The 21,808-nt window shown below is 74.0% G+C and carries 16 protein-coding genes; all 16 read left to right on the top strand.

What is annotated here, in order from left to right; all coding sequences use genetic code 11:
* The first annotated feature begins 45 nt into the window (after positions 1-45).
* The 16 genes from GA0074696_RS10035 (at position 46) to GA0074696_RS10110 (ending at position 21,712) form a co-directional block, all read left to right on the top strand.
* On the top strand, positions 46-1,557 hold the full coding sequence (locus tag GA0074696_RS10035) for a sugar ABC transporter ATP-binding protein (RefSeq protein WP_172894595.1): 1,512 nt from the start codon (positions 46-48) through the stop codon (positions 1,555-1,557).
* 31 nt (positions 1,558-1,588) lie between these two features.
* Positions 1,589-2,701 carry an ABC transporter permease gene (locus GA0074696_RS10040; protein WP_088960841.1) on the top strand — a complete coding sequence of 371 codons (1,113 nt, stop codon included), beginning with the start codon at positions 1,589-1,591 and terminating at the stop codon, positions 2,699-2,701.
* Positions 2,702-2,824: 123 nt separating this feature from the next.
* Positions 2,825-3,877, top strand: coding sequence for a substrate-binding domain-containing protein (locus GA0074696_RS10045; protein WP_088960842.1), 1,053 nt, complete (start codon positions 2,825-2,827; stop codon positions 3,875-3,877).
* Positions 3,878-3,930: 53 nt separating this feature from the next.
* Complete coding sequence (locus GA0074696_RS10050; protein ID WP_172894597.1) at positions 3,931-5,106, top strand: Gfo/Idh/MocA family protein; 1,176 nt, start codon at positions 3,931-3,933, stop codon at positions 5,104-5,106.
* 511 nt (positions 5,107-5,617) lie between these two features.
* The gene (locus tag GA0074696_RS10055) at positions 5,618-6,766 is read left to right on the top strand and encodes an inositol-3-phosphate synthase (protein ID WP_088960844.1); all 1,149 of its coding nucleotides are present in this window, start codon (positions 5,618-5,620) and stop codon (positions 6,764-6,766) included.
* Between the two features lie 76 nt (positions 6,767-6,842).
* Positions 6,843-7,709, top strand: a complete 867-nt coding sequence (locus GA0074696_RS10060; RefSeq protein ID WP_088960845.1) for an SCO3242 family prenyltransferase — start codon at positions 6,843-6,845, stop codon at positions 7,707-7,709.
* Positions 7,706-8,722, top strand: coding sequence for a sugar phosphate isomerase/epimerase family protein (locus GA0074696_RS10065; protein ID WP_088960846.1), 1,017 nt, complete (start codon positions 7,706-7,708; stop codon positions 8,720-8,722). The genes GA0074696_RS10060 and GA0074696_RS10065 overlap by 4 nt, the downstream gene beginning before the upstream one ends.
* Before the next feature lie 61 nt (positions 8,723-8,783).
* Positions 8,784-9,383 carry an EboA domain-containing protein gene (locus GA0074696_RS10070; protein ID WP_088960847.1) on the top strand — a complete coding sequence of 200 codons (600 nt, stop codon included), beginning with the start codon at positions 8,784-8,786 and terminating at the stop codon, positions 9,381-9,383.
* Complete coding sequence (locus GA0074696_RS10075; RefSeq protein WP_088960848.1) at positions 9,384-10,238, top strand: TatD family hydrolase; 855 nt, start codon at positions 9,384-9,386, stop codon at positions 10,236-10,238.
* On the top strand, positions 10,238-11,446 hold the full coding sequence (eboE, locus tag GA0074696_RS10080) for a metabolite traffic protein EboE (protein ID WP_088960849.1): 1,209 nt from the start codon (positions 10,238-10,240) through the stop codon (positions 11,444-11,446). The genes GA0074696_RS10075 and eboE overlap by 1 nt, the downstream gene beginning before the upstream one ends.
* A 37-nt stretch (positions 11,447-11,483) precedes the next feature.
* Entirely contained in the window at positions 11,484-12,971 is a 1,488-nt protein-coding gene (locus GA0074696_RS10085; protein WP_088960850.1) for an alkaline phosphatase family protein, read from the top strand.
* Positions 12,968-14,035 carry a polyprenyl synthetase family protein gene (locus GA0074696_RS10090; RefSeq protein ID WP_088960851.1) on the top strand — a complete coding sequence of 356 codons (1,068 nt, stop codon included), beginning with the start codon at positions 12,968-12,970 and terminating at the stop codon, positions 14,033-14,035. Before GA0074696_RS10085 ends, GA0074696_RS10090 begins: the two co-directional genes overlap by 4 nt.
* 339 nt (positions 14,036-14,374) lie before the next feature.
* Positions 14,375-17,242, top strand: a complete 2,868-nt coding sequence (locus GA0074696_RS10095) for a PQQ-dependent sugar dehydrogenase (protein ID WP_088960852.1) — start codon at positions 14,375-14,377, stop codon at positions 17,240-17,242.
* Between the two features lie 74 nt (positions 17,243-17,316).
* Entirely contained in the window at positions 17,317-19,425 is a 2,109-nt protein-coding gene (locus GA0074696_RS10100; protein WP_088960853.1) for a ThuA domain-containing protein, read from the top strand.
* A 113-nt stretch (positions 19,426-19,538) separates the two neighbouring features.
* Positions 19,539-20,486: a sensor histidine kinase gene (locus tag GA0074696_RS10105; protein ID WP_088960854.1), complete on the top strand. Its 948-nt coding sequence runs from the start codon at positions 19,539-19,541 to the stop codon at positions 20,484-20,486.
* A gap of 218 nt (positions 20,487-20,704) precedes the next feature.
* A complete protein-coding gene (locus GA0074696_RS10110) occupies positions 20,705-21,712 on the top strand; it encodes a sugar phosphate isomerase/epimerase family protein (RefSeq protein ID WP_088960855.1) in 1,008 nt (335 codons plus the stop codon).
* The last annotated feature ends 96 nt before the right edge of the window (positions 21,713-21,808 follow it).

Below are 21,808 nucleotides of genomic sequence, written 5' to 3' on the forward strand. Positions count from 1 at the left end.
ACCGCTCCGCTGGTGACTCCGCCCGCCGACACGGTCGCGGGCGAGGTGGTCCTGCGCCTCACCGACGTGGTGAAGACCTTCCCCGGCGTACGGGCGCTGGACGGGGTGCAGCTGGAGGTGCGGGCCGGCGAGGTGCACTGCCTGCTGGGGCAGAACGGCGCCGGCAAGTCCACCCTGATCAAGGTGCTCGCCGGGGTGCACCGGCCGGACTCGGGACATGTCGAGTGGCGCGGCCAGCCCGCCGCCTTCGCCGACCCGCAGGCCGCCATGCGCGCCGGGATCGCCACCATCTACCAGGAACTCGACCTGGTCGAGGACCTCTCGGTGGCGGAGAACGCCTTCCTCGGCCACGAGCCGCGCCGGCTCGGCTTCGTCCGGCGCGGGCAGATGGCCCGCCGGACCCGGGAGATCCTGGGCCGGCTCGGCCACGGCGAGATCCCGCCGGGCCGGATGGTCCGCGCCCTGCCGGCCGCCGGCAAGCAGGTGGTCAGCATGGCCCGGGCGCTCTCCCACGAGGCGCGGCTGATCATCATGGACGAGCCGAGCGCGGTGCTGGCCCACGACGAGGTGGGCAACCTGTTCCGGATCATCCGGGAACTCACCGCGCAGGGCATCGCGGTCATCTACATCTCGCACCGGTTGGAGGAGATCCGCGAGATCGGCGACCGGGTCACCGTACTCAAGGACGGCCGGACCACGGCGGCGAACCTGCCCGCCCGCGAGACTCCGACCCGCGACCTGGTCGCGAAGATGACCGGCCGCACCATCGAGTACGTCTTCCCGGACCGTCCGGTCGCGACGAAGGCCGGCGCGGAGCTGCTGCGGGTCGACGGGCTCGGCCGGGCCGGGGAGTTCGCCGACGTCTCCCTCACCGTGCGGGCCGGCGAGATCGTCGGCATCGCCGGCCTGGTCGGCTCCGGCCGGTCCGAGCTGCTGGAGACCATCTTCGGCGCCCGCCGCGCCGACACCGGCACGGTCCGGGTGGACGGTCGGGCGCTGCGCCCGGGCAGCGTCGGCGCGGCCGTGCGGGCCGGCCTGGGAATGGCGCCCGAGGAGCGCAAGAGCCAGGCGCTGCTGCTCGGCGAGCCGATCCACCGCAACGTCACCCTCGCCACCTTCAGCCGGTACGCCCGACTCGGGTTCACCGACGCCGGCCGCGAGCGCGACGAGGCGGAACGGATCGCGGACAGCCTCCAGCTGCGGCCCCGGGACGTGCGCCGCCCGGTGCGCACGCTCTCCGGCGGCAACCAGCAGAAGGTGGTGGTCGGGCGCTGGCTGCTCGGCGACACCCGGCTGCTGCTGCTGGACGAACCCACCCGCGGGGTGGACGTGGGCGCCCGGGCCGAGCTCTACCGGGTGATCCGCGACCTGGCCGCGCAGGGCGTCGGGGTGCTGCTGGTCTCCAGCGAGGTGCCCGAGGTGCTCGGCCTGGCCGACCGGGTGCTGGTCATGCGCGAGGGCCGGATGGTGCGCGAGGCGCTGGCCGGCGAACTGGACGAGAACACCGTGCTCGACCTCGTCATGGCGGGGTCTCTGATGGAAGGCGCGCCAGCGTGAACGAGCGCACACAGCGGAGCGAGGTGGCGGCATGAGCGAGACCGCGACGCCGGAGAGCCGGGCCGAGCTGCCGGCGCAGTCCCCGCCCGTCGATCCGGCCGAGACGGCGGCGGCCGGCGGGAAGTCCGCCGGGCCGGGCCGGCTGTCCTGGTGGCACGGCGACGGCGGCGAGGGCGCGAAGCGCAACCTCGGCCTGATCGCGGTGCTGGTGGTGCTGGTCGTCATCGGCGCCGCCACCCGCTCGGACCTCTACTCCGACCCGGACTGGGTGTGGAACAACACCCTGACCATCCTCAAGCTGGCCTCGGTGGTCGGCGTGGTGACCGTCGGGATGACCTTCGTCATCATCGGCGGGGGCATCGACCTCTCCGTCGGCGCGATCGTCGCGCTGGCCGGGGTCTGGTCCACCACGGTCGCCACCCAGAGCTACGGCGCCGGCGGCATGATCTTCAGCGCGCTCACCGTGGGCGTGGCGGTCGGGCTGGTCAACGGCCTGCTGATCTCGTACGGGCGGCTGGTGCCGTTCATCGCCACGCTGGCCATGATGGTCGCCGCCCGCGGCCTGGCCGCGGAGATCTCCGACAAGCAGACCCAGGTCTCCAACAACACCTTCATCAACGACATCGCCAGCACCAAACTGCTCGGCATCCCGTTGCTGGTCTACATCCTGGCCGCCGTGGTCGCGGCGGGCTGGGTGCTGCTCAACCGCACCACCTTCGGCCGGCGCACGGTCGCCGTCGGCGGCAACCCGGAGGCGGCCCGACTGGCCGGCATCAACGTCCGCCGGCACACCGTGCTGCTCTACGCGCTCTCCGGCCTCTGCTGCGGCATCGCCGCGATCATGCTGACCGCGCAGGCCAACTCCGCCCAGGCCGCCATGGCCAACCTGTACGAGCTGGACGCGATCGCCGCCGCCATCATCGGCGGGACGCTGCTCAGCGGTGGCCGGGGCACCATCGTCGGCTCCCTGCTCGGGGTGCTGATCTTTTCCACCATCACCAACCTCTTCGCCATCAACGGCCTCTCCACCGAGGCCCAGAACATGGTCAAGGGCGGCATCATCGTCGGCGCCGTCCTGGTCCAGCAGGTGCAGTTCCGCAGTCTGACGCAGTTCCTCGGCCGCAACCGGGCCACCACCTCCTGACCGTCCGCGGCGCGGTGACGCGCCGCCCTGTCCACGACACACCGCATCTCGGCGGCCACCTGACGACGGTGGCCGGGATCCGCACACCCTCTTTCGCTCCACCACGTCACTTTGGAGGTCGTCATGACCCAGCACAGTCGTGACCTGTCCCGCCGCCGGTTGCTGTTCGGCGGGGCCGCCGTCGGCGCCGGCGTGCTCCTGGCCGGTTGCACCAGCAACGAGTCCGAGCCCACCGCCGCGCAGACCAAGGCCGCCGCGGCCGGCGGCAACGCCGACCCGGGCAAGAAGGTGGTCGTCGGCTTCTCCGCCCCGGCCGCCGACCACGGCTGGATCGCCGCCATCACCAACAACGCCAAGGCGCAGGCCCAGGCGTACTCGGACGTCGAGTTCAAGTCCGTCGAGGCCGGCGCGGACGCGGCGGCGCAGCGGGCGGCGCTGTCCACCCTGATCTCGCAGAAGCCCGACGTCATCGTGCTGCTGCCGCACGACGGCAAGGAACTCAACGCCTTCGGCCTGGAGGCGATGAAGGCCGGCATCCCGGTGGTCAACCTGGACCGGGCCTTCCCCGACGCGCGCGCCTACCGGCTGCAGATCAAGGGCGACAACTACGGCATGGGGGTGGCCGCGGCCACCTACATCGTCGAGCAGCTCAAGGCCAAGGGCGTGAGCAACCCGGTCATCGGCGAGATCCCCGGCATCGACTCGCTGGAGCTGACCCAGGAGCGCTCGAAGGGCTTCGCCGACACGCTCGCCGCGAACGGGCTGAGGGTGGCCAACCGGCGTCCGGCGGAGTTCACCGCCGACTCCGGTCAGCAGGCCGCCACCGGCCTGTTCCAGGCGCTGCCGAAGCTCGACGCGCTCTGGAACCACGACGACGACCAGGGCATCGGCGTTCTCGCGGCGGTCAACCAGGCCAACCGCAAGGAGTTCTTCATGGTCGGCGGCGCCGGCTCGAAGAAGGCGATGGAGGACATCCAGGCCGACAACACGGTGCTCAAGGCCACCGTCACCTACAGCCCCTCGATGGCCTCCTCGGCCATCTCCCTGGCCCGCCTGATCGGCCAGGGCAAGGGCATGTCCGACCTGGTGGAACTCCAGGTGCCCAAGGAGATCGTGCTCGCCTCCGAGACGATCACCAAGGAGAACGCGAGCAACTACCTCAAGCTCGGGTTCTGACACACGGGGGGAGACCCACCTTGTCCACACAGCACAGTGAACTGCGGGTCGGCATGGTCGGCTACGAGTTCATGGGCGCCGCGCACTCGCAGGCGTGGCGCACCGTGAACCGGGTGTTCGAGCTGCCGGCGCGGGTCCGGATGGCGAGGATCTGCGGCCGGGACGCGGGGAAGGTCGCCGCCGCGGCCGACCGGCTCGGCTGGGACGCGTACAGCACCGACTGGCGTGAGCTGGTCGCCTCGGACGACATCGACGTGGTCGACATCTGCACGCCCGGGGACAGCCACGCCGAGATCGCGCTCGCCGCGCTCGCCGCCGGCAAGCACGTCATCTGCGAGAAGCCGCTGGCCAACACGGTGGCCGAGGCCCGGGAGATGACCGCCGCGGCGGCCACCGCCCGGGCCGCGGGGGTACGGTCGATGTGCGGGTTCAACTACCGCCGGGTGCCCGCGGTCGCCCTGATGCGGCAGCTCGTCGCCGAGGGCCGGCTCGGGGTGCTGCGGCACGTCCGGGCGGCGTACCTGCAGGACTGGATCGTCGACCCGCAGTTCCCGCTGGTGTGGCGGTTGCAGAAGGACAGGGCGGGCTCCGGCGCGCTCGGTGACATCGGCGCGCACATCATCGACCTGACCCAGTACGTCACGGGCCAGCGGATCACCGGGGTCAGCGCGGTGACCGAGACGTTCGTCAAGGAACGGCCGTTGCCGGGCGGGTCGAGCGGCCTGGCCGCGCAGGCCGACGGCAACGGCCGGGCCACCGGCGCGGTCACCGTCGACGACGCGGCGGTCTTCGTCGCCCGGCTGGACGACGGGGCGCTGGCCACGTACGAGGCGAGCCGGTTCGCCACCGGTCGCAAGAACGCCCTCCGGGTGGAGATCAACGGGTCGCTCGGGACCGTCGCCTTCGACCTGGAACGCCTCAACGAGCTGGAGTTCTACGACGCCACCCGGCCCACGGCCGAGCAGGGCTTCACCCGCATCCTGGTGACCGAGGCGGAGCATCCGTACCTGTCGGCCTGGTGGCCGCCGGGGCACATCATCGGCTACGAGCACTCCTTCACCCACCAGATGCGCGACTTCGTCGAGGCGGTCGCGACCGGCGTCGACCCGACGCCCTCCTTCGCCGACGCGTTGCAGGTCCAGCTGGTGCTGGACGCGGTGACCCGGTCGGCGGAGCTGGGCTCCCGGTGGACGGAGGTGGAGCCCGCGCTCGCCGCGCTCGCCGTCTGACCAGGCCACCTCCGGCGCCGACCGGCGAGGACCCGACCGCGGTTGCGCCCCGCGGACGGGAGAGGGGATCGGCACCGGAGGGCGTGCCGCCCCGGCCACCACGGCCGGTGGCGCACGCGTACGACGGTCGTCCGGTGCGGCCGGACCGGGATTCCCCGGCCGCACCGGAGGACCGCCACCATCGTCCCGGCGACCCGCAGCACGCCCGGCCACCACCGGCCGGGCCCGGGCCGCCACCACCACACGTCCGGTCGCGGGGCGCGCCGTCGCCCGTCGACCGGATCCGGGGAGGCAGGGCCGAGACGCCGACCGACCCTGCCTGCCAGCCCCGTCCGCACGCCGTGCGGGGTACCGGGTCCGGCGTCGCGCCGCCGACGTCGCCGCCGCAGCCCGGTCCCGCCCCGGACGTCCGGGCGGACGGGGCCCCGGCGGACCGGTATCTTTCCCGCGAACCATTTGATATTGATGTAGCTAGATGCAAGGGGCGGTTCCTCCGGACGGAAGGAGCACCATGCGTACGGGTGTCTGGCTGGTGGGGGCGCGCGGCTCGGTCGCGACCACCAGCATCGTCGGCGGTCTCGCCCTGCGGGCCGGACTCACCGCGCCGACCGGTTGCGTCACCGAACTGCCCGCGCTGCGCGGGCCGGCCCTGCCCACCTTCGCCGACCTGTTCTTCGGCGGCCACGACCTGGCCACCACCCCGCTGACCAAGCGGGCCGAGACGCTGGCCGACGCGGGCGTGCTGCCCGGCCGGCTGGCGGCCACCCTCGCCGCCGAGCTGACCGCCGTCGAGGAGGACCTGCGACCGGCCCCCACCGGCGGCACCCAGGCCGACCGGGCCGCCGCCGTCGTCGCCGACCTCACCGCGTTCCGCCGGCGGCACCGACTGGACCGGGTGGTGGTGGTCGACGTCTCCGCCACCGAACCGGCCGCCCGGCCGCACCCCGGGCACGCCGACCCGGCCGCCCTGCGGGCCGCGCTCGCCGGCCCCGACGAGGTGCTGCCGCCCAGCTCGCTCTACGCGTACGCCGCCGTCGAGGCCGGCTGCCCGTACGTGTCCTTCACCCCGTCCACCGGGCTGCGGCTGCCGGCGCTGGCCGAGTTGGCCGTCGCGCGCGGCCTGCCGTACGCCGGGCACGACGGCAAGACCGGGGAGACCCTGGTCAAGTCGGTGCTCGCGCCGATGTTCGCGATGCGGCACCTGGCCGTGCGCTCCTGGTCCGGGGTCAACCTGCTCGGCGGTGGCGACGGCGCCACCCTCGCCGACCCGGCCGCCAACGCCGCCAAGGTGAGCAGCAAGCAGCGCGTCCTCGGCGAGACCCTCGGCTACCTGCCACAGGGCGGCACCCGCATCGAGTACGTCGAGGAGCTGGGCGACTTCAAGACCGCCTGGGACCTGATCACCTTCACCGGCTTCCTCGGCACCGGCATGCGGATGGAGTTCAGCTGGCACGGCTGTGACTCCGCGCTCGCCGCCCCGCTCGTGCTCGACCTGGCCCGGCTCACCGCCGCCGCGCACGCCGCCGGCCGGGTCGGCCCGCTGACCGACCTGGCGTTCTTCTTCAAGGACCCGCTCGGCTCACCCACCCATTCGCTGGGCGAGCAGTGGCAGCGGCTGGTCGAGTTCACCGGGCGGCTGCACGCCGGGGCCGCGGCATGAGCGAGCGCAGCGAGCGAATCATTCAGCGCAGCGCGGTGGAGCCTCATGGCGTCGCCGACCGAAGGGAGGCGACGGCGTGAGCGCGCTGGGCGACCTGGCCGAGCTGGTCCGGGCGCCGGCCGCGCTCTCCGTACCGGGCGACGTGGTCGCCGGCGCCGCCGCGGCCGGGGCGCTCGGTCCGCGTACCGCCGGGCTGGCCGGCGCGTCGGTGCTGCTGTACTGGGCCGGGATGGCCGCCAACGACTGGGCCGACCGCCGGCTGGACGCCGTCGAACGCCCCGAGCGGCCGATCCCCAGCGGCCGGGTCTCGCCCGCGACCGCGTTCGGTCTCGCCGCCGGCCTCACCGCCGCCGGTTTAGGCCTGGCCGCCGTCACGGGCGGCCGCCGGGCCGCCGCCGTCGCGATCCCGCTCGCCGCGACGATCTGGGGGTACGACCTGGCGGCGAAGAACACCGCCGCCGGCCCGGCCGTGATGGCCGCCTGCCGGGGGTTGGACGTGCTGCTCGGCGCGACGGGTGGGCGGCCGGTCCGGGCGCTGCCGGCGGCGCTCACCGTCGCCGCGCACACCGTCACCGTCACCGTGCTCTCCCGGCGCGAGGTGGCCGGCGCGGACACCTCGCTGCCGCTGCGTACCCTCGCCGGCACCGCCCTGGTCGCGATCGTCGCCGCCCGCCCGTCCACGGCCCCCGCCGCCCGCCCTGCCGCCGCGCTGCCCGTCGCGCTGGCCGGCTGGTACGCCGCCCGGTACGGCGGGGCGCAGGCCCGGGTGGCGGCCGACCCGTCCGCCGGCCGGGTGCGCGCCGCGGTCGGCGCCGGGATCACCGGGCTGCCGGCGTTGCAGGGCGCGCTCACCGCCCGGGCCGGTGCCGGCCTGCTCGGCCTGGCGGTGGCGGCCGCCGCGCCGCTGGGCCGCCGGCTGGCCCGCAAGGTCTCGCCGACATGACCACCCCGCGACCCCACCCGCCGGCCCCGCGGCCGACCCCTGACCCGGTCGGCCGGGAGCACCCGGCCGGGGCGGGGCCGCGGTTCGGCTACGGGACCAACGGCTTCGCCAACCACCGGTTGGAGGACGCCCTCGCGGTCATCGCCGAGCTGGGCTACCAGGGCGTCGCGCTCACCCTCGACCACGGCCACCTGGACCCGTTCGCGCCCGGGCTGGCCCGCCGGGTCGACGAGGTGGCCCGCCGACTGGACTCGCTCGGCCTCGCCGTGGTCGTCGAGACCGGGGCCCGCTACCTGCTCGACCCCTGGCACAAGCACGCGCCGACGCTGCTGCACGACGAACCGGCCCGCCGGATCGACTTCCTGACGCGGGCGGTCCGGATCGGCGCCGACCTCGGCGCGGAGGCGGTCTCCTGCTGGGCCGGCGTACGCCCGGACGCCGTACCGCCGGCCGTCGCCTGGGACCGGCTGGTCGCGGGCTGCGCGGCCGTGCTCGACGCCGCGGACCGCGCCGGGGTGGCCCTCGGCTTCGAGCCGGAACCCGGGATGCTCGTCGAGGACATCGCCGGCTGGCGGCGGCTCCGGCAGGCCCTCGGCGACCCGGCCCGCTTCGGCATCACCCTCGACATCGGACACTGCCGCTGCCTGGAGCCGCGCCCGGTGCCCGAGTGCGTCCACGAGGTGGCCGCGCACCTGGTCAACGTGCAGATCGACGACATGCGTCGGGGCGTGCACGAACACCTGGAGTTCGGCGCCGGTGAGATCGACTTCCCGCCGGTGCTGCGCGCCCTCGCCGATGCCGGCTACCGGGGGCTGGTGGCGGTGGAGCTGCCCCGGCACTCGCACGCCGCACCCACCGTCGCAGCCCGGTCGCTGGACTTTCTACGCGCCGCCGGACCGAGCACGGACCACCCGGACGCGCCCTTTGCTCTGCTGCCGCGGACGCAACGCCGGACGTCCGATATCCGGACACCGGCCGTTGCCGGGGGTGAAGCAGAGCAAAGGACGGGGTGAGGCACCCGCCCGGTGGCACGACGGGCGGCCAGAGAGCAGCAGCACGAGGGAGGAGAGACGGATGACACCGGATCGACTGCGGGCCGCGCTCGAGGGCGTACCCGATCCCGACTGGCTGGCGGCGGCGCTGCGCCGCGTCGCGGCCGAACCCGCGACGATCGCGCGGTTCTTCCCGGCCGCCGGCCGGCACTGCGGCCGGAGTGACCTGGCCGGCGCGCCCGGCTGGACCGCCGACGAGGCGGCCCGCGCGCTGCTGCTCACCGCGCTGCCCGCCGACCACGCCACGCACGCCGAGGCGCTGTACCGGCACGGCGACGCCGCCGAGAAGCGGGCCGTGCTCAAGGCCCTGCCGCTGCTGCCCGTCGGCGCGGCCGGGGTGCCGCTGCTGCACGACGCGATCCGCACCAACGACACCCGGCTGGTGGCCGCCGCCCTCGGCCCGTACGCCCGGCACCTGGACCCGGCGTCCTGGCGGCAGGCGGTGCTCAAGTGTGTCTTCGCCGGCGTGCCGCTGGCCGGCGTGGCAGACCTGGAGCGCCGCGCCGACGGCGAGCTGGCCGCGATGCTCGCCGCACTCGCCGCGGAGCGCCACGCCGCCGGCCGGGAGCTGCCCGCCGACGCCACCGACCTGCTCGACCGGCTCACCATCAGGGAGGCGTGAATGCGCATCTTCGACCCGCACATCCACATGACGTCGCGGACCACCGACGACTACGAGCGGATGGCCGCCGCCGGGGTCCGCGCGGTGGTGGAGCCGGCGTTCTGGCTGGGGCAGCCCCGCACCAGCCCCGCCTCCTTCGCCGACTACTTCGACTCGCTGATCGGCTGGGAGCCGTTCCGGGCCGGGCAGTTCGGCGTCCGGCACCACGCCACCGTCGCGCTCAACCCGAAGGAGGCCAACGACTCGCGCTGCCGGCCGGTGCTCGACCTGCTTCCGCGCTACCTGGAGAAGGACACCGTGGTGGCGGTCGGCGAGATCGGCTACGACTCGATGACCCCGCAGGAGGACGAGGCGTTCGCCGCCCAGCTGGCCCTGGCCGTGGCGCACGACCTGCCGGCGCTGGTGCACACCCCGCACCGGGACAAGGCCCGGGGCGTCGAGCGCAGCCTCGCGGTGGTCGCCGAGTCCGGCATCGACCCCGGCCGGGTGGTGCTGGACCACCTCAACGAGGTCACCGTCAAGCTGGTCCGGGACACCGGCTGCTGGCTGGGCTTCTCCATCTACCCGGACACCAAGATGTCCCCGCCCCGGATGGTGGAGCTGCTGCGGGCGTACGGCCCGGACCGGGTGCTGGTCAACTCCGCCGCCGACTGGGGGCGCTCGGACCCGCTGCTGACCCGGGCCACCGGCGAGGCGATGCTGCTGGCCGGGTTCACCGACGACGACGTCGACCGGGTGCTCTGGCGCAACCCGGTGGAGTTCTACGGGCAGTCCGGCCGGCTCGACCTGACCGACCTGGACGCCGTCTCGGCCGGAACCTTCGCCGGCAACTCGATCCTGCGCGGCGGCGACTGATGCGGCTGCGGCACGCCGACGGCAGCACCGTCCACCTCGGCTACTGCACCAATGTGCACCCCGCCGAGGACGCCGTCGGCATCCTCGCCCAACTGCAGACCCACGCCGAGCCGGTGCGCGAGGCGCTCGGCGCCGACCTGCTCGGGCTCGGCCTCTGGCTGGCCGCGCCGGTCGCCGCCGAGCTGGCCGCCGACCCGGCCGCCCGGCGCCGGCTGCGCGCCGAGCTGACCCGTCGGGGGCTGGAGGTGGTCACCCTCAACGGCTTCCCGTACGCGGCCTTCCAGGCGCCCGTGGTCAAGGGCGCGGTCTACCGGCCGGACTGGACCACCGACGCCCGGCTGCGCTACACCCTCGACCTGGCCCTGATCCTGGCCGACCTGCTCCCCGACGACGCCGCCCGGGGCTCGGTCTCCACCCTGCCGCTGGCCTGGCGGCAGCCCTGGGACACCGCCCGCGCCGACGCCGCCCGCCGCCGGCTGGACGACCTCGCGGCCGGGCTCGCCGCGATCGAACGGGACACCGGGCGCCCGGTGCGGGTCGGCTTCGAGCCGGAGCCGGGCTGCGTGGTCGAGCGCACCGGCCAGGCGGTCACCGCACTGGCCGGCGTGGACACCGACCGGCTCGGCGTCTGCCTGGACCTGGCACACCTCGCCTGCGCCTGGGAGGAGCCGGCCGAGGCGCTGGCCCGGCTGCGCGCCGCCGGGATCCCGGTGGTCAAGGTGCAGGTCTCCGCCGCCCTGGAGGCCGCGCACCCGCCGACCGCCGCCGACGCGCTGGCCCGCTGGGTGGAGCCTCGCTTCCTGCACCAGACCCGGGCCGCCGGCACCGCCCACGCCGCCGACCCGGCCGACCCGGCGTACGCCGCCGACGACCTGGACGGCGCGCTGGCCGGGCGGCCGCCGGGGCCGTGGCGGGTGCACTACCACGTGCCGTTGCACGCCCCGCCCGAACCACCGCTGACCTCGACCGTGCCGGTGCTGCGTACCGCGCTGGCCGAGCTGTTCGCCGGTCCCGCCGCCGGCTGCGACCACCTCGACGTCGAGACGTACACGTGGGGGGTGCTGCCGGCGGCGCGCCGGCCGCGCACCGACGCGGAGCTGGCCGCCGGCATCGCCGCCGAGCTGGCCTTCGCCCGCGACGAGCTGGTCGCGCTCGGCCTGACACCGGCGGGGAGTCCCGTCCCGACGACCGGAGGGGTACGACGATGAGCGAGCGAGTGGACCATCGACACGGCGAGGTGCCGGCATGAGCCGTCGACTGGTGGTGCTGGACGTGGTCGGATTGACCCCTCGGCTGCTGGCGCACATGCCCCGGCTGCGCGCGGTCGCCGACGAGGGGTTCGTTGCCGGCCTGGGCACGGTGCTGCCCGCGGTGACCTGCTCGGCGCAGGCGACCCTGCTCACCGGGGAGCTGCCGGCCGGGCACGGGATCGTGGGCAACGGCTGGTACTTCCGCGACCTCGGCGAGGTGCTGCTGTGGCGGCAGCACCACGCGCTGGTCGGTGGGGAGAAGCTCTGGCAGGCCGCCCGCCGGGCCGAACCGGGTTACACGGTGGCCAACGTCTGCTGGTGGTACGCGATGGGCGCGGACGTGAACTGGACGGTCACCCCCCGCCCGGTCTACCACGCCGACGGGCGCAAGGAGCCGGACTGCTGGACGGACCCGCCGGAGTTGCACGACACGCTCACCGACCTGGGCACCTTCCCGCTCTTCACCTACTGGGGGCCCGGCGCCGGGCTGCCCTCCTCGGCGTGGATCTGCCGGGCCGCCGAGCGGATCCTCGCCGACCACGCCCCGGACCTCACCCTGGTCTACGTCCCGCACCTCGATTACGACCTGCAACGCTTCGGCCCGTCCTCGCCCCGGGCCGCCGCGGCGGCGGCGGAGCTGGACGCGGTGCTGGGCCCGCTGCTGGACGCCGCCCGCGCGCGGGACGCGACCGTGGTGGCGCTGTCGGAGTACGGCATCACCGACGTCTCCCGCCCGGTGGACGTCAACCGGCTGCTGCGCGCCGAGGGGCTGCTGCGGGTCTACACCCAGGCCGGGATGGAGTACCTGGACCCGTGGACGTCGCGGGCCTTCGCCGTGGCCGACCACCAGGTGGCCCACGTCTACGTCCGCGACCCGGCCGACGTGGCGGCGGTGGCGAAGCTCTGCGCCGGCCTGCCCGGGGTGGCGGAGGTGCTCGACGCCGACGGCAAGGCGGCGGCCGGGCTGGACCATCCGCGCGCCGGTGAGCTGGTGCTGGTGGCCGAGCCGGACGCCTGGTTCACGTACTACTACTGGCTCGACGACGCCCGCGCCCCGGACTTCGCCCGGCTCGTCGAGATCCACCGCAAACCCGGGTACGACCCGGCGGAACTCTTCTTCGACCCGGCCGCGCCGGGGGCGGCGAAGCGCCGGGCGGCGGTCGCGCTGGCCCGCAAGAAGCTGGGCATGCGGTACCTGATGAGCGTGGTCGGCCTCGACGCCGGGGCGCGGGCGGTCCGGGGCTCGCACGGCCGGCTGCCCGCCGACCCGGCGGACGCCCCGGTGCTGCTCTGCTCCGACCCGGCCGCCGCCCGGGACCGGCTCGCGGCCACCGAGGTGAAGGCGCTGCTGCTGGAGCTGGCCGGGCTGGCCCCGCCGGCGTCCCCCGCCGGTGCGGTGCCGTCCCCGGCCGCCGTGGCGTCGTCGGGCGGGCGACCGCCCGGTCCTGCCGGACCGACTCCGGGACCGGGGGAGCGGCGGTGACCGTCACCGCGCCCCCGACCGACACCAGCGGGCTGCGGGCGCGCTTCGACGCCGAACTGGTGGCCTTCCTGGACCGGCAGGGGCCGGACTGGCCGGACGGGGCGCCGCGCGGCATCTTCGCCGCCCTGCACCGCTTCGTGCTGGCCGGCGGCAAGCGGTTGCGCCCGCTGTTCTGCTACTGGGGCTGGCGCGGCGCCGGCGGCGGTGACGACCGACCGATCGTGGTCGCCGCGGCGGCGCTGGAGCTGTTCCACGCGTTCGCCCTGATCCACGACGACATCCTCGACGGCAGCGACCGCCGCCGGGGCGCGCCGTCGGTGCACCGGCTCTTCGCCGACCTGCACACCCGGTCCGCCTGGCGCGGCGACCCGGAGGCGTACGGGCGCAACACCGCGCTGCTCTGCGGGGACCTCTGCGCGGCCTGGTCGGACCAGATGTTCCACGAGTGCGGGTTGAGCACCGCGCAGGTCTGCCGGGGGTACGCGGTCTTCGCCCGGATGCGGACCGAGGTGATCGCGGGGGAGTACCTGGACCTGGTCTCCGGTGTCGGGGACGGCTCGGTGGCCAGCGCGCTCACCGTGATCCGGATGAAGGCCGCCCGGTACACGGTCACCCGCCCGTTGCAGATCGGCGCGGCGCTGGCCGGCGCCGAGCCGGAGCTGGTCACCGCGCTCACCGACTTCGGCGACCCGCTCGGTGACGCGTTCCAGCTCCGCGACGACGTGCTCGGCGTCTTCGGTGACCCGGCGGTGACCGGCAAGTCCGTCCTGGACGACCTGCGTGAGGGCAAGCCGACGGTGATGATGGCGCTGGCCCGCGACGCCGCCGACCGGGCGCAGAGCGCCCGGCTGCGGGACCTGTTCGGCAATCCCGACCTGGACGCCGACGGCGCGGCCGAGCTGCGCGCGATCATCGAGGCGACCGGGGCCCGGGAGCAGATCGAGCGGCTGATCCTGCTGCGCGCGGACGCCGCCCGGGCGGCGCTGGACCGGCTGCCGCTGGCGGAGCCGGCCTTGGCGGCGCTGGCCGCGCTGGCCGACCAGGCGGTGCACCGCCGGCGCTGACACCGGTGCGCCGCCACGGCCCGCCGGGGCCTTTCCTCGCCATGCCCGCGAGCTTTCAGCCAATCGGACGAAAGTTCGCTTCCACGGGGCAGAAGGTATGGACAGACAAATTCACAACCCTTAATGTTCGTGGCATCACGAACATGTTTCGTCGAGGTGAACCGGCGGCGCGGTAACCCATCGACTGGTGGCCTCCGGGCGCGCGGTCCCCCGCCCCGACCGGTGGTCACGGCCGGTCCGGCGCCGCCCGGACCGCCCTGCCGCATCCCCGTACCCGGCACCGGCGCGACGGCGCGCGCCCCACCCTGGCAGTCACTCGTCAGGAAGGGACAGCACAGAATGTCCATGAAGGACGCACCCACCCACCGCTCCCCACGATGGTCCTCCGCCGCGTCCGCCCTGCTCCTGGTGGCGGCCGTCGGCACCGTCGGCATCACGGCCGGCCCGACCGCCCTCGGCGGCCCCGCCCCGGCCGCCGCCCACGTCATCATCGCCACCGACTTCCAGCAGGTCGAGCTGGCCCGCGGCGTCGCCGAGACGGGCGAGCCGATGTCCCTGGCCGTGCTGCCGGACCGCTCGGTCCTGCACACCGCCCGTAACGGCACCCTGCGGCGCACCGACGCCAACGGCACCACCTCGGTGATCGGCACGCTGTCGGTCTACACCCACGACGAGGAGGGGTTGCAGGGCGTCGGCGTCGACCCGAACTTCGCCACCAACCGGCACATCTACCTCTACTACGCCCCGCCGCTGTCCACCCCCGCCGGCGACGCGCCGGCCACCGGCAGCGACTTCTCCGCCTGGCAGGGCGTCAACCGGCTGTCCCGGTTCACCCTCAACGCCGACTTCACCGTCAACCAGGCCAGCAAGGTCGACGTGCTGGACGTACCCGCCGACCGGGGGCTGTGCTGCCACGTCGGCGGCGACATCGACTTCGACGCCGCCGGCAACCTCTACCTGTCCACCGGCGACGACACCAACCCGTTCGACTCCGCCGGCTACGCCCCGCTCGACGAGCGGACCAACCGCAACCCCGGGTACGACGCGCAGCGCAGCGCCGGCAACACCAACGACCTGCGCGGCAAGATCCTGCGGATCAAGGTGAACGCCAACGGGACGTACTCGATCCCGTCCGGCAACCTCTTCCCGGTCGGCACCGCGAGGACCCGGCCCGAGATCTACGCGATGGGCTTCCGCAACCCGTTCCGGATGAGCGTCGACAAGGCCACCGGCATCGTCTACGTCGGCGACTACGGCCCCGACGCCGGCACCACCTCGGCCACCCGGGGCCCCTCCGGCCAGGTCGAGTTCAACCGGGTCACCTCGCCCGGCAACTACGGCTGGCCGTACTGCACCGGCACCAACACCAGCACCGAGACCTACAACGAGTGGGACTTCGCCACCGGCACCGGCGGCGCCAAGTACAACTGCACCGGCGGCCCCACCAACAACTCGTTCCGCAACACCGGCCAGAGCACGCTGCCCGCGGCCAGGCCGGCCTGGATCCGGTACGGCGGCGACGCCGGCAGCCCGCCCGAGTTCGGCGGCGGCTCCGAGTCCCCGATGGGCGGCCCGGTCTACCGCTACAACGCGTCGTCGACCTCGACCACCAAGTTCCCGCAGTCCTTCGACGGGCAGTTCTTCGCCACCGAGTTCGGCCGCGGCTGGATCAAGCCGATCCACGTCAACGCCGACGGCTCGCGCGGCACCATCGACAGCTTCCCGTGGACCGGCAAGCAGGTGATGGACTCCGCCTTCGGCCCGGACGGCGCGTACTACGTGCTCGACTACGGCACCGGCTACTTCAACGGCGACGCCAACTCGGCGCTCTACCGCTTCGACCACATCGGCGGCGGCAACCGGGCGCCGACGGCGAGGGCGACCGCGGACAAGACCTCCGGCGCCGCCCCGTTGGCCGTCAACTTCTCCTCGGCCGGGTCGTCGGACCCGGAGGGCGGGGCGCTGGCGTACGCGTGGAACTTCGGCGACGGCACCACCTCCACCGCCGCCAACCCGGCGAAGACCTACACCGCCAACGGGACGTACACCGCCACGCTGACGGTGAAGGACCCGCAGAACGCCACCGGCAGCGCCAGCGTGGTGATCAGCGTCGGCAACACCGCCCCGACCGTGACGATCAACAGCCCCGGCAACGGCAAGCTCTTCTCCTACGGCGACACCGTGCCCTTCAGCATCACCGTCACCGACCCCGAGGACGGCACGATCGACTGCACCAAGGTCAAGATGACCTACGTGCTCGGCCACGACCAGCACGGCCACCAGATCACCTCGAAGACCGGCTGCTCCGGCTCGATCGCCATCCCGGTCGACGGTGAGCACGACGACGCGGCGAACATCTTCGCCATCTTCGACGCCGAGTACACCGACGCGGGCGGGCTGACCACGCACACCCAGCACACCCTCCAGCCCCGCCACCGGCAGGCCGAGCACTTCAAGACCTCGTCCGGCATCAACACCTTCGACAAGGCGACCGCCGAGGGCGGCAAGACCGTCGGCGACATCAACAACGGGGACTGGATCGCCTTCCAGCCGTACCAGCTTGGCGACGTCACCTCGTTCAGCGCCCGGGTCTCCTCGGCCGGGACGGGCGGCACCCTCCAGGTCCGGGCCGGGTCGGCCACCGGCACGGTGCTCGGCTCCGCCACGGTGCCGGTCACCGGCGCCTGGGACTCCTTCACCACGGTCACCGGCGCGATCTCCGGGGCGCCGGCGGGCACCACGACGCTCTACCTGACCTTTGCCGGGTCGGGCACCGGGGCGCTCTACGACGTCGACTCGTTCACCTTCACCACGGGCGCGACGGTGCGCACCGGGCCGGTGGTCGGGCTCGCCGGCAAGTGCCTGGACGTCCGCAACGCCGCCACCGCCGACGGCACCCAGATCCAGCTCTACACCTGCAACGGCACCGCGGCGCAGACCTGGACGGTGACGCCGAACTCGACGATCAAGGCGCTGGGCAAGTGCCTGGACGTCTCCGGTGGCGGCTCCGCCGACGGGACCAAGATCCAGCTCTGGACCTGCAACGGCAGCGGCGCGCAGAACTGGTCCGCCCAGGCCGACGGCACGGTGCGCAACCCGCAGTCCGGCAAGTGCCTCGACGTCTCGGGCAACAACTCCGCCGACAGCACCCCGGTGCACCTGTGGACCTGCACCGGCGCCGCCAACCAGAAGTGGACCCTGCCGTAACCGAGTGAACGCGCGGGGGCCCCGCCCGGCCCGCCGGCCCGCCCGGGGTCCCCGCCCACCGATAGGAGAGCGACATGCGCAGACTCCTGCGTCCCGTCCTCGGCGCGGCCACCGCCGTCCTCGCCGTCATCGCCTGCACCGCCCCCGCCACCCCGGCGTCCGCCGCCGACGCCCCGTACGACGTGCTGGTCTTCTCCAAGACCGCCGGGTTCCGGCACGACTCCATCGCCGTCGGCACCCAGGCCATCCGCGACCTGGGCGCGGCCAACAGCTTCACCGTCACCGCCACCGAGGACGCCGCCGCGTTCACCACCGGCAACCTGGCCCAGTACGAGGCGGTGGTCTTCCTCAACACCACCGGCGACGTGCTCAACGCCAGCCAGCAGACCGCCTTCGAGTCGTACATCGGCTCCGGCGGCGGGTACGTCGGCGTGCACGCCGCCGCCGACACCGAGTACGGCTGGTCGTTCTACGGCAACCTGGTCGGGGCGTACTTCGCCTCGCACCCGGCCATCCAGCAGGCCAACGTCAAGGTGGAGAACCGGGCGCACCCGGCCAGCGCGCACCTGCCGCAGACCTGGACCCGCACCGACGAGTGGTACAACTACCAGACCAACGCCCGCTCCACCGCCCGGGTGCTGGCCACCCTGGACGAGTCGTCGTACTCCGGTGGCGGGATGGGCGCGGATCATCCGCACTCCTGGTGCAAGACCTACAGCGGCGGCCGGTCCTTCTACACCGGCGGTGGGCACACCCAGGCGTCGTACGCCGAACCGGCGTTCCGGGCCCACCTGCTCGGCGGCATCCGCTACGCGGCCGGCCGCGCCAAGGCCGACTGCCGGCCGGAGACCGGCTACACCACCCTCTACAACGGTTCCACCACCGGCTGGTCGCAGGCCGGACCGGGCAGCTTCACCAATGCCGACGCCACGCTCACCTCGGTCGGCGGGATGGGCCTCTACTGGTACAGCGCGAAGCAGTTCACCAACTACTCGCTCAAGCTGGACTGGCGGCTCGCCGGCGACGACAACTCCGGGGTCTTCATCGGCTTCCCGCCGTCGACCGACCCCTGGTCCGCGGTCAACAACGGCTACGAGATCCAGATCGACGCCACCGACGCGGTCGACCGCACCACCGGCGCGGTCTACACCTTCAAGTCCGCCGACATCGCCGCCCGGGACGCGGCGCTGAACCCGCCGGGCGAGTGGAACACCTACGAGCTGCTGGTCGAGGGCGAGCGGCTCCAGGTCTTCCTCAACGGCGTGAAGATCAACGACTTCACCAACACCAACCCGGTCCGTTCGCTCGCCGGGCACATCGGCCTGCAGAACCACGGCACCGGCGACGACGCGTCGTTCCGCAACGTCCGGATCAAGGAACTCGGCTCCACCCCACCGGGCGGCAACACCACCATCCAGGCCGAGGCGTTCAGCTCGGCCAGCGGGGTCACCCCGTTCACCAAGGCCGGCGCGAACGGCGGGCAGACCCTCGGCTACATCGACCCGGGTGACTGGTCGGCGTACAACGGGGTGGACCTGACCGGGGTGACGTCCTTCAAGGCGCGGGTCGTCTCCGGCGGTCCCGGCGGCACCATCGGAGTGCGTACCGGCTCCACCACCGGTACCGTCCTCGGCTCGGTCGCGGTGCCCAACACCGGGAGCTGGACGACGTACGCCGACGTCACCACCGCCCTGACCGGGGTGCCGTCCGGCACCCAGAACCTGTACCTGACCTACACCGGCACCGGCACCGGGCTCTTCGACGTCGACGACTTCACCCTGGTCCGGGGCGGCGCCACCGGCGGCACCGGACCGATCAAGGGCCTCGCCGGCAAGTGCCTGGACGTCCGCAGCAGCGGCACCGCCGACGGCACGCAGATCCAGCTCTACACCTGCAACGGCACCGCGGCGCAGACCTGGACGGTGGCGCCGAACTCGACGATCAGGGCGCTGGGCAAGTGCCTGGACGTCTCCGGTGGCGGCTCCGCCGACGGGACCAAGATCCAGCTCTGGACCTGCAACGGCAGCGGCGCCCAGAACTGGTCGGCCCAGGCCGACGGGTCGCTGCGCAACCCGCAGTCCGGCAAGTGCCTGGACGTCTCGGGCAACAACTCCGCCGACAGCACCCCGGTCCAGCTCTGGACCTGCAACGGCGCCGCCAACCAGAAGTGGACCCTGCCCTGACCCACTGACCGCGCCGGCCACCGCGCCGGCCCGTTCGACACCGACACCGCCGGGGTGCCACGCACCCCGGCGGTGCCGCGTCCGGGGCCGGGCGGCTGCCGTACCTTGACCGCATGGGACGGCTCGCGGAGTGGCGCCGGATCGCGCGGGCGCACCCGGCGGTCACCGACGCGCTGCTGGCCGCCGGGCTCTTCGTGGCCAGCCTGCTGCCGGTGAACCCGCCCGGGGCGCCGCTCAGCCTCGCCGCCGTGCTGCTCGCCGCCATCGGCTCCGGGGCGCTCGCGGTGCGCCGCCGCCATCCGCTGCCGGTGCTCGCCCTGACCACCGTCAGCGTGGTGCTCGCGCAGCTCGCCGGGGTCGCCCGGGGGCCCATGGTGCTCACCGTGGCGATCGCCGCGTACACCGTCGCCAGCCGCGCCGAAAGGCGGACCGCCGCCGTGGCCGGTCTGGTCGGCGCCCTCGCCGTCGGCGCGGCGGCGATCGCCACGCTCGGCGTGTCCGGGCTGGACCCGGCGGTGGTGGTGCTGCTGCTCTGGTTCGGCGTCGCGGTGGCCTTCGGCGACGCGGTGCGCAGCCGGCGGGCGTACGTGGCGGTGCTGGCGGAGCGGGCCCGGCGCGCCGAGCAGACCGTGCGGCCGGAGGAGACCGGCGCACCCACCGACCCGGCGCCCAGCCTGAACCGGCTGGACGCGCTGGTCGAGGGGTTCAGCACCGGCCAGCCGGTGCGCTGGACGGTGGCCGGCCAGCCCCGCCCGCTGCCCACCGAGGTGGACGTCGCGGCGTACCGGATCATCCAGGAGTCGCTGACCAACGCGCACCGGCACGCGCCGGGCGCGGCGGTGGCGGTCCGGCTGCGCTACGACCCCGACGGCGTCGCCATCGAGGTACGCGACGTCGGCGCCGAGACGTCACCGTCGCCCGGACCGAGCGCCGGGCTCGGCCTGCTCGGCATGCGCGAGCGGGTCGAGGCGGTCGGCGGCACCTTCACCGCCGGCCCCCGCCCGGACGGCGGCTGGTCGGTGCGCGCCGAGCTGCCCGCCGCCGAGGAGCAGGCCGAGTGACCTTCCCCCGGTCCGTGGCGGGCCCTTCCCAGTCGGTCCCGGCGGTCCTAGAGTGAGGGCGGCGACCGCGAGGTGGCCGGTGACCCGGCGGGAGGCGCAACCCGTCGGGGCCCAGGTGCGTGCCGCACCCACCGGCGACCCGTGACCGCTTCCGTACCGGTGGCCCCTCGCCCCGCCCACGCTCAGGAATCCCCCTCACGACAGGGGAGACAACGACGATGGCGCGACCGATCACGCTCTTCACCGGCCAGTGGGCCGATCTTCCGTTCGACGAGGTCTGCCGGCTCGCCGCCGAGTGGGGCTACGACGGGCTGGAGATCGCCTGCTGGGGCGACCACTTCGAGGTCGACAAGGCCCTCGCCGACGACTCGTACGTCGAGCGCAAGCGGGAGACCCTCGCCAAGCACCACCTCAGCGTCCACGCCATCTCCAACCACCTCGTCGGGCAGGCGGTCTGCGACCACCCGATCGACGAGCGGCACCAGGGCATCCTGCCGGCCCGGATCTGGGGCGACGGCGAACCCGAGGGGGTACGCCGGCGCGCCGCCGAGGAGATGAAGGACACCGCCCGCGCGGCGGCGAAGCTCGGGGTGAAGACGGTGGTCGGGTTCACCGGCTCGTCCATCTGGCACACCCTGGCGATGTTCCCGCCGGTGCCGCCGGAGATGATCGAGCGCGGCTACCGGGACTTCGCCGACCGGTGGAACCCCATCCTCGACGTCTTCGACTCCGTCGGGGTCCGTTTCGCCCACGAGGTGCACCCCAGCGAGATCGCCTACGACTACTGGACGACCCGGCGGGCGCTCGCGGCGATCGGCCACCGGCCGGCGTTCGGGCTCAACTGGGACCCGTCGCACTTCGTCTGGCAGGAGCTGGACCCGGTGAACTTCATCCTCGAGTTCGCCGACCGGATCTACCACGTGGACTGCAAGGACGCGAAGGTACGCACCGGCGACGGGCGGCGTGGCCGGCTCTCGTCCCACCTGCCCTGGGCCGACCTGCGCCGGGGCTGGGACTTCGTCTCCACCGGCCACGGCGACGTGCCGTGGGAGGACTGCTTCCGGGCGCTCAACGCGATCGGCTACGACGGGCCGATCTCCATCGAGTGGGAGGACGCCGGAATGGACCGGCTGGTCGGCGCGCCGGAGGCGTTGCAGTTCGTCCGCCGGCTCGCCTTCGACGCCCCCGCGGCGGCGTTCGACGCCGCGTTCAGCAGCAAGGACTGACGCGCCTCGGCCCGACCGACCCCTGCCCGACCTCCCCGTGAGGCGGGAAGTCCCTGGGGTCGGTCAGGCCGCCGGGCCGCGTTCGTGGCGCCGGGG

Source organism: Micromonospora purpureochromogenes (genome assembly GCF_900091515.1).
Taxonomy (GTDB): domain Bacteria; phylum Actinomycetota; class Actinomycetes; order Mycobacteriales; family Micromonosporaceae; genus Micromonospora; species Micromonospora purpureochromogenes.

Coding starts and splice junctions, on each gene's coding strand:
- GA0074696_RS10040 (WP_088960841.1), top strand. CDS start 1,589: ATGAGCGAGACCGCGACGCCGGAGAGCCGGGCCGAGCTGCCGGCGCAG.
- GA0074696_RS10045 (WP_088960842.1), top strand. CDS start 2,825: ATGACCCAGCACAGTCGTGACCTGTCCCGCCGCCGGTTGCTGTTCGGC.
- GA0074696_RS10050 (WP_172894597.1), top strand. CDS start 3,931: ATGGTCGGCTACGAGTTCATGGGCGCCGCGCACTCGCAGGCGTGGCGC.
- GA0074696_RS10055 (WP_088960844.1), top strand. CDS start 5,618: ATGCGTACGGGTGTCTGGCTGGTGGGGGCGCGCGGCTCGGTCGCGACC.
- GA0074696_RS10065 (WP_088960846.1), top strand. CDS start 7,706: ATGACCACCCCGCGACCCCACCCGCCGGCCCCGCGGCCGACCCCTGAC.
- GA0074696_RS10070 (WP_088960847.1), top strand. CDS start 8,784: ATGACACCGGATCGACTGCGGGCCGCGCTCGAGGGCGTACCCGATCCC.
- GA0074696_RS10075 (WP_088960848.1), top strand. CDS start 9,384: ATGCGCATCTTCGACCCGCACATCCACATGACGTCGCGGACCACCGAC.
- eboE (WP_088960849.1), top strand. CDS start 10,238: ATGCGGCTGCGGCACGCCGACGGCAGCACCGTCCACCTCGGCTACTGC.
- GA0074696_RS10085 (WP_088960850.1), top strand. CDS start 11,484: ATGAGCCGTCGACTGGTGGTGCTGGACGTGGTCGGATTGACCCCTCGG.
- GA0074696_RS10095 (WP_088960852.1), top strand. CDS start 14,375: ATGTCCATGAAGGACGCACCCACCCACCGCTCCCCACGATGGTCCTCC.
- GA0074696_RS10100 (WP_088960853.1), top strand. CDS start 17,317: ATGCGCAGACTCCTGCGTCCCGTCCTCGGCGCGGCCACCGCCGTCCTC.
- GA0074696_RS10105 (WP_088960854.1), top strand. CDS start 19,539: ATGGGACGGCTCGCGGAGTGGCGCCGGATCGCGCGGGCGCACCCGGCG.
- GA0074696_RS10110 (WP_088960855.1), top strand. CDS start 20,705: ATGGCGCGACCGATCACGCTCTTCACCGGCCAGTGGGCCGATCTTCCG.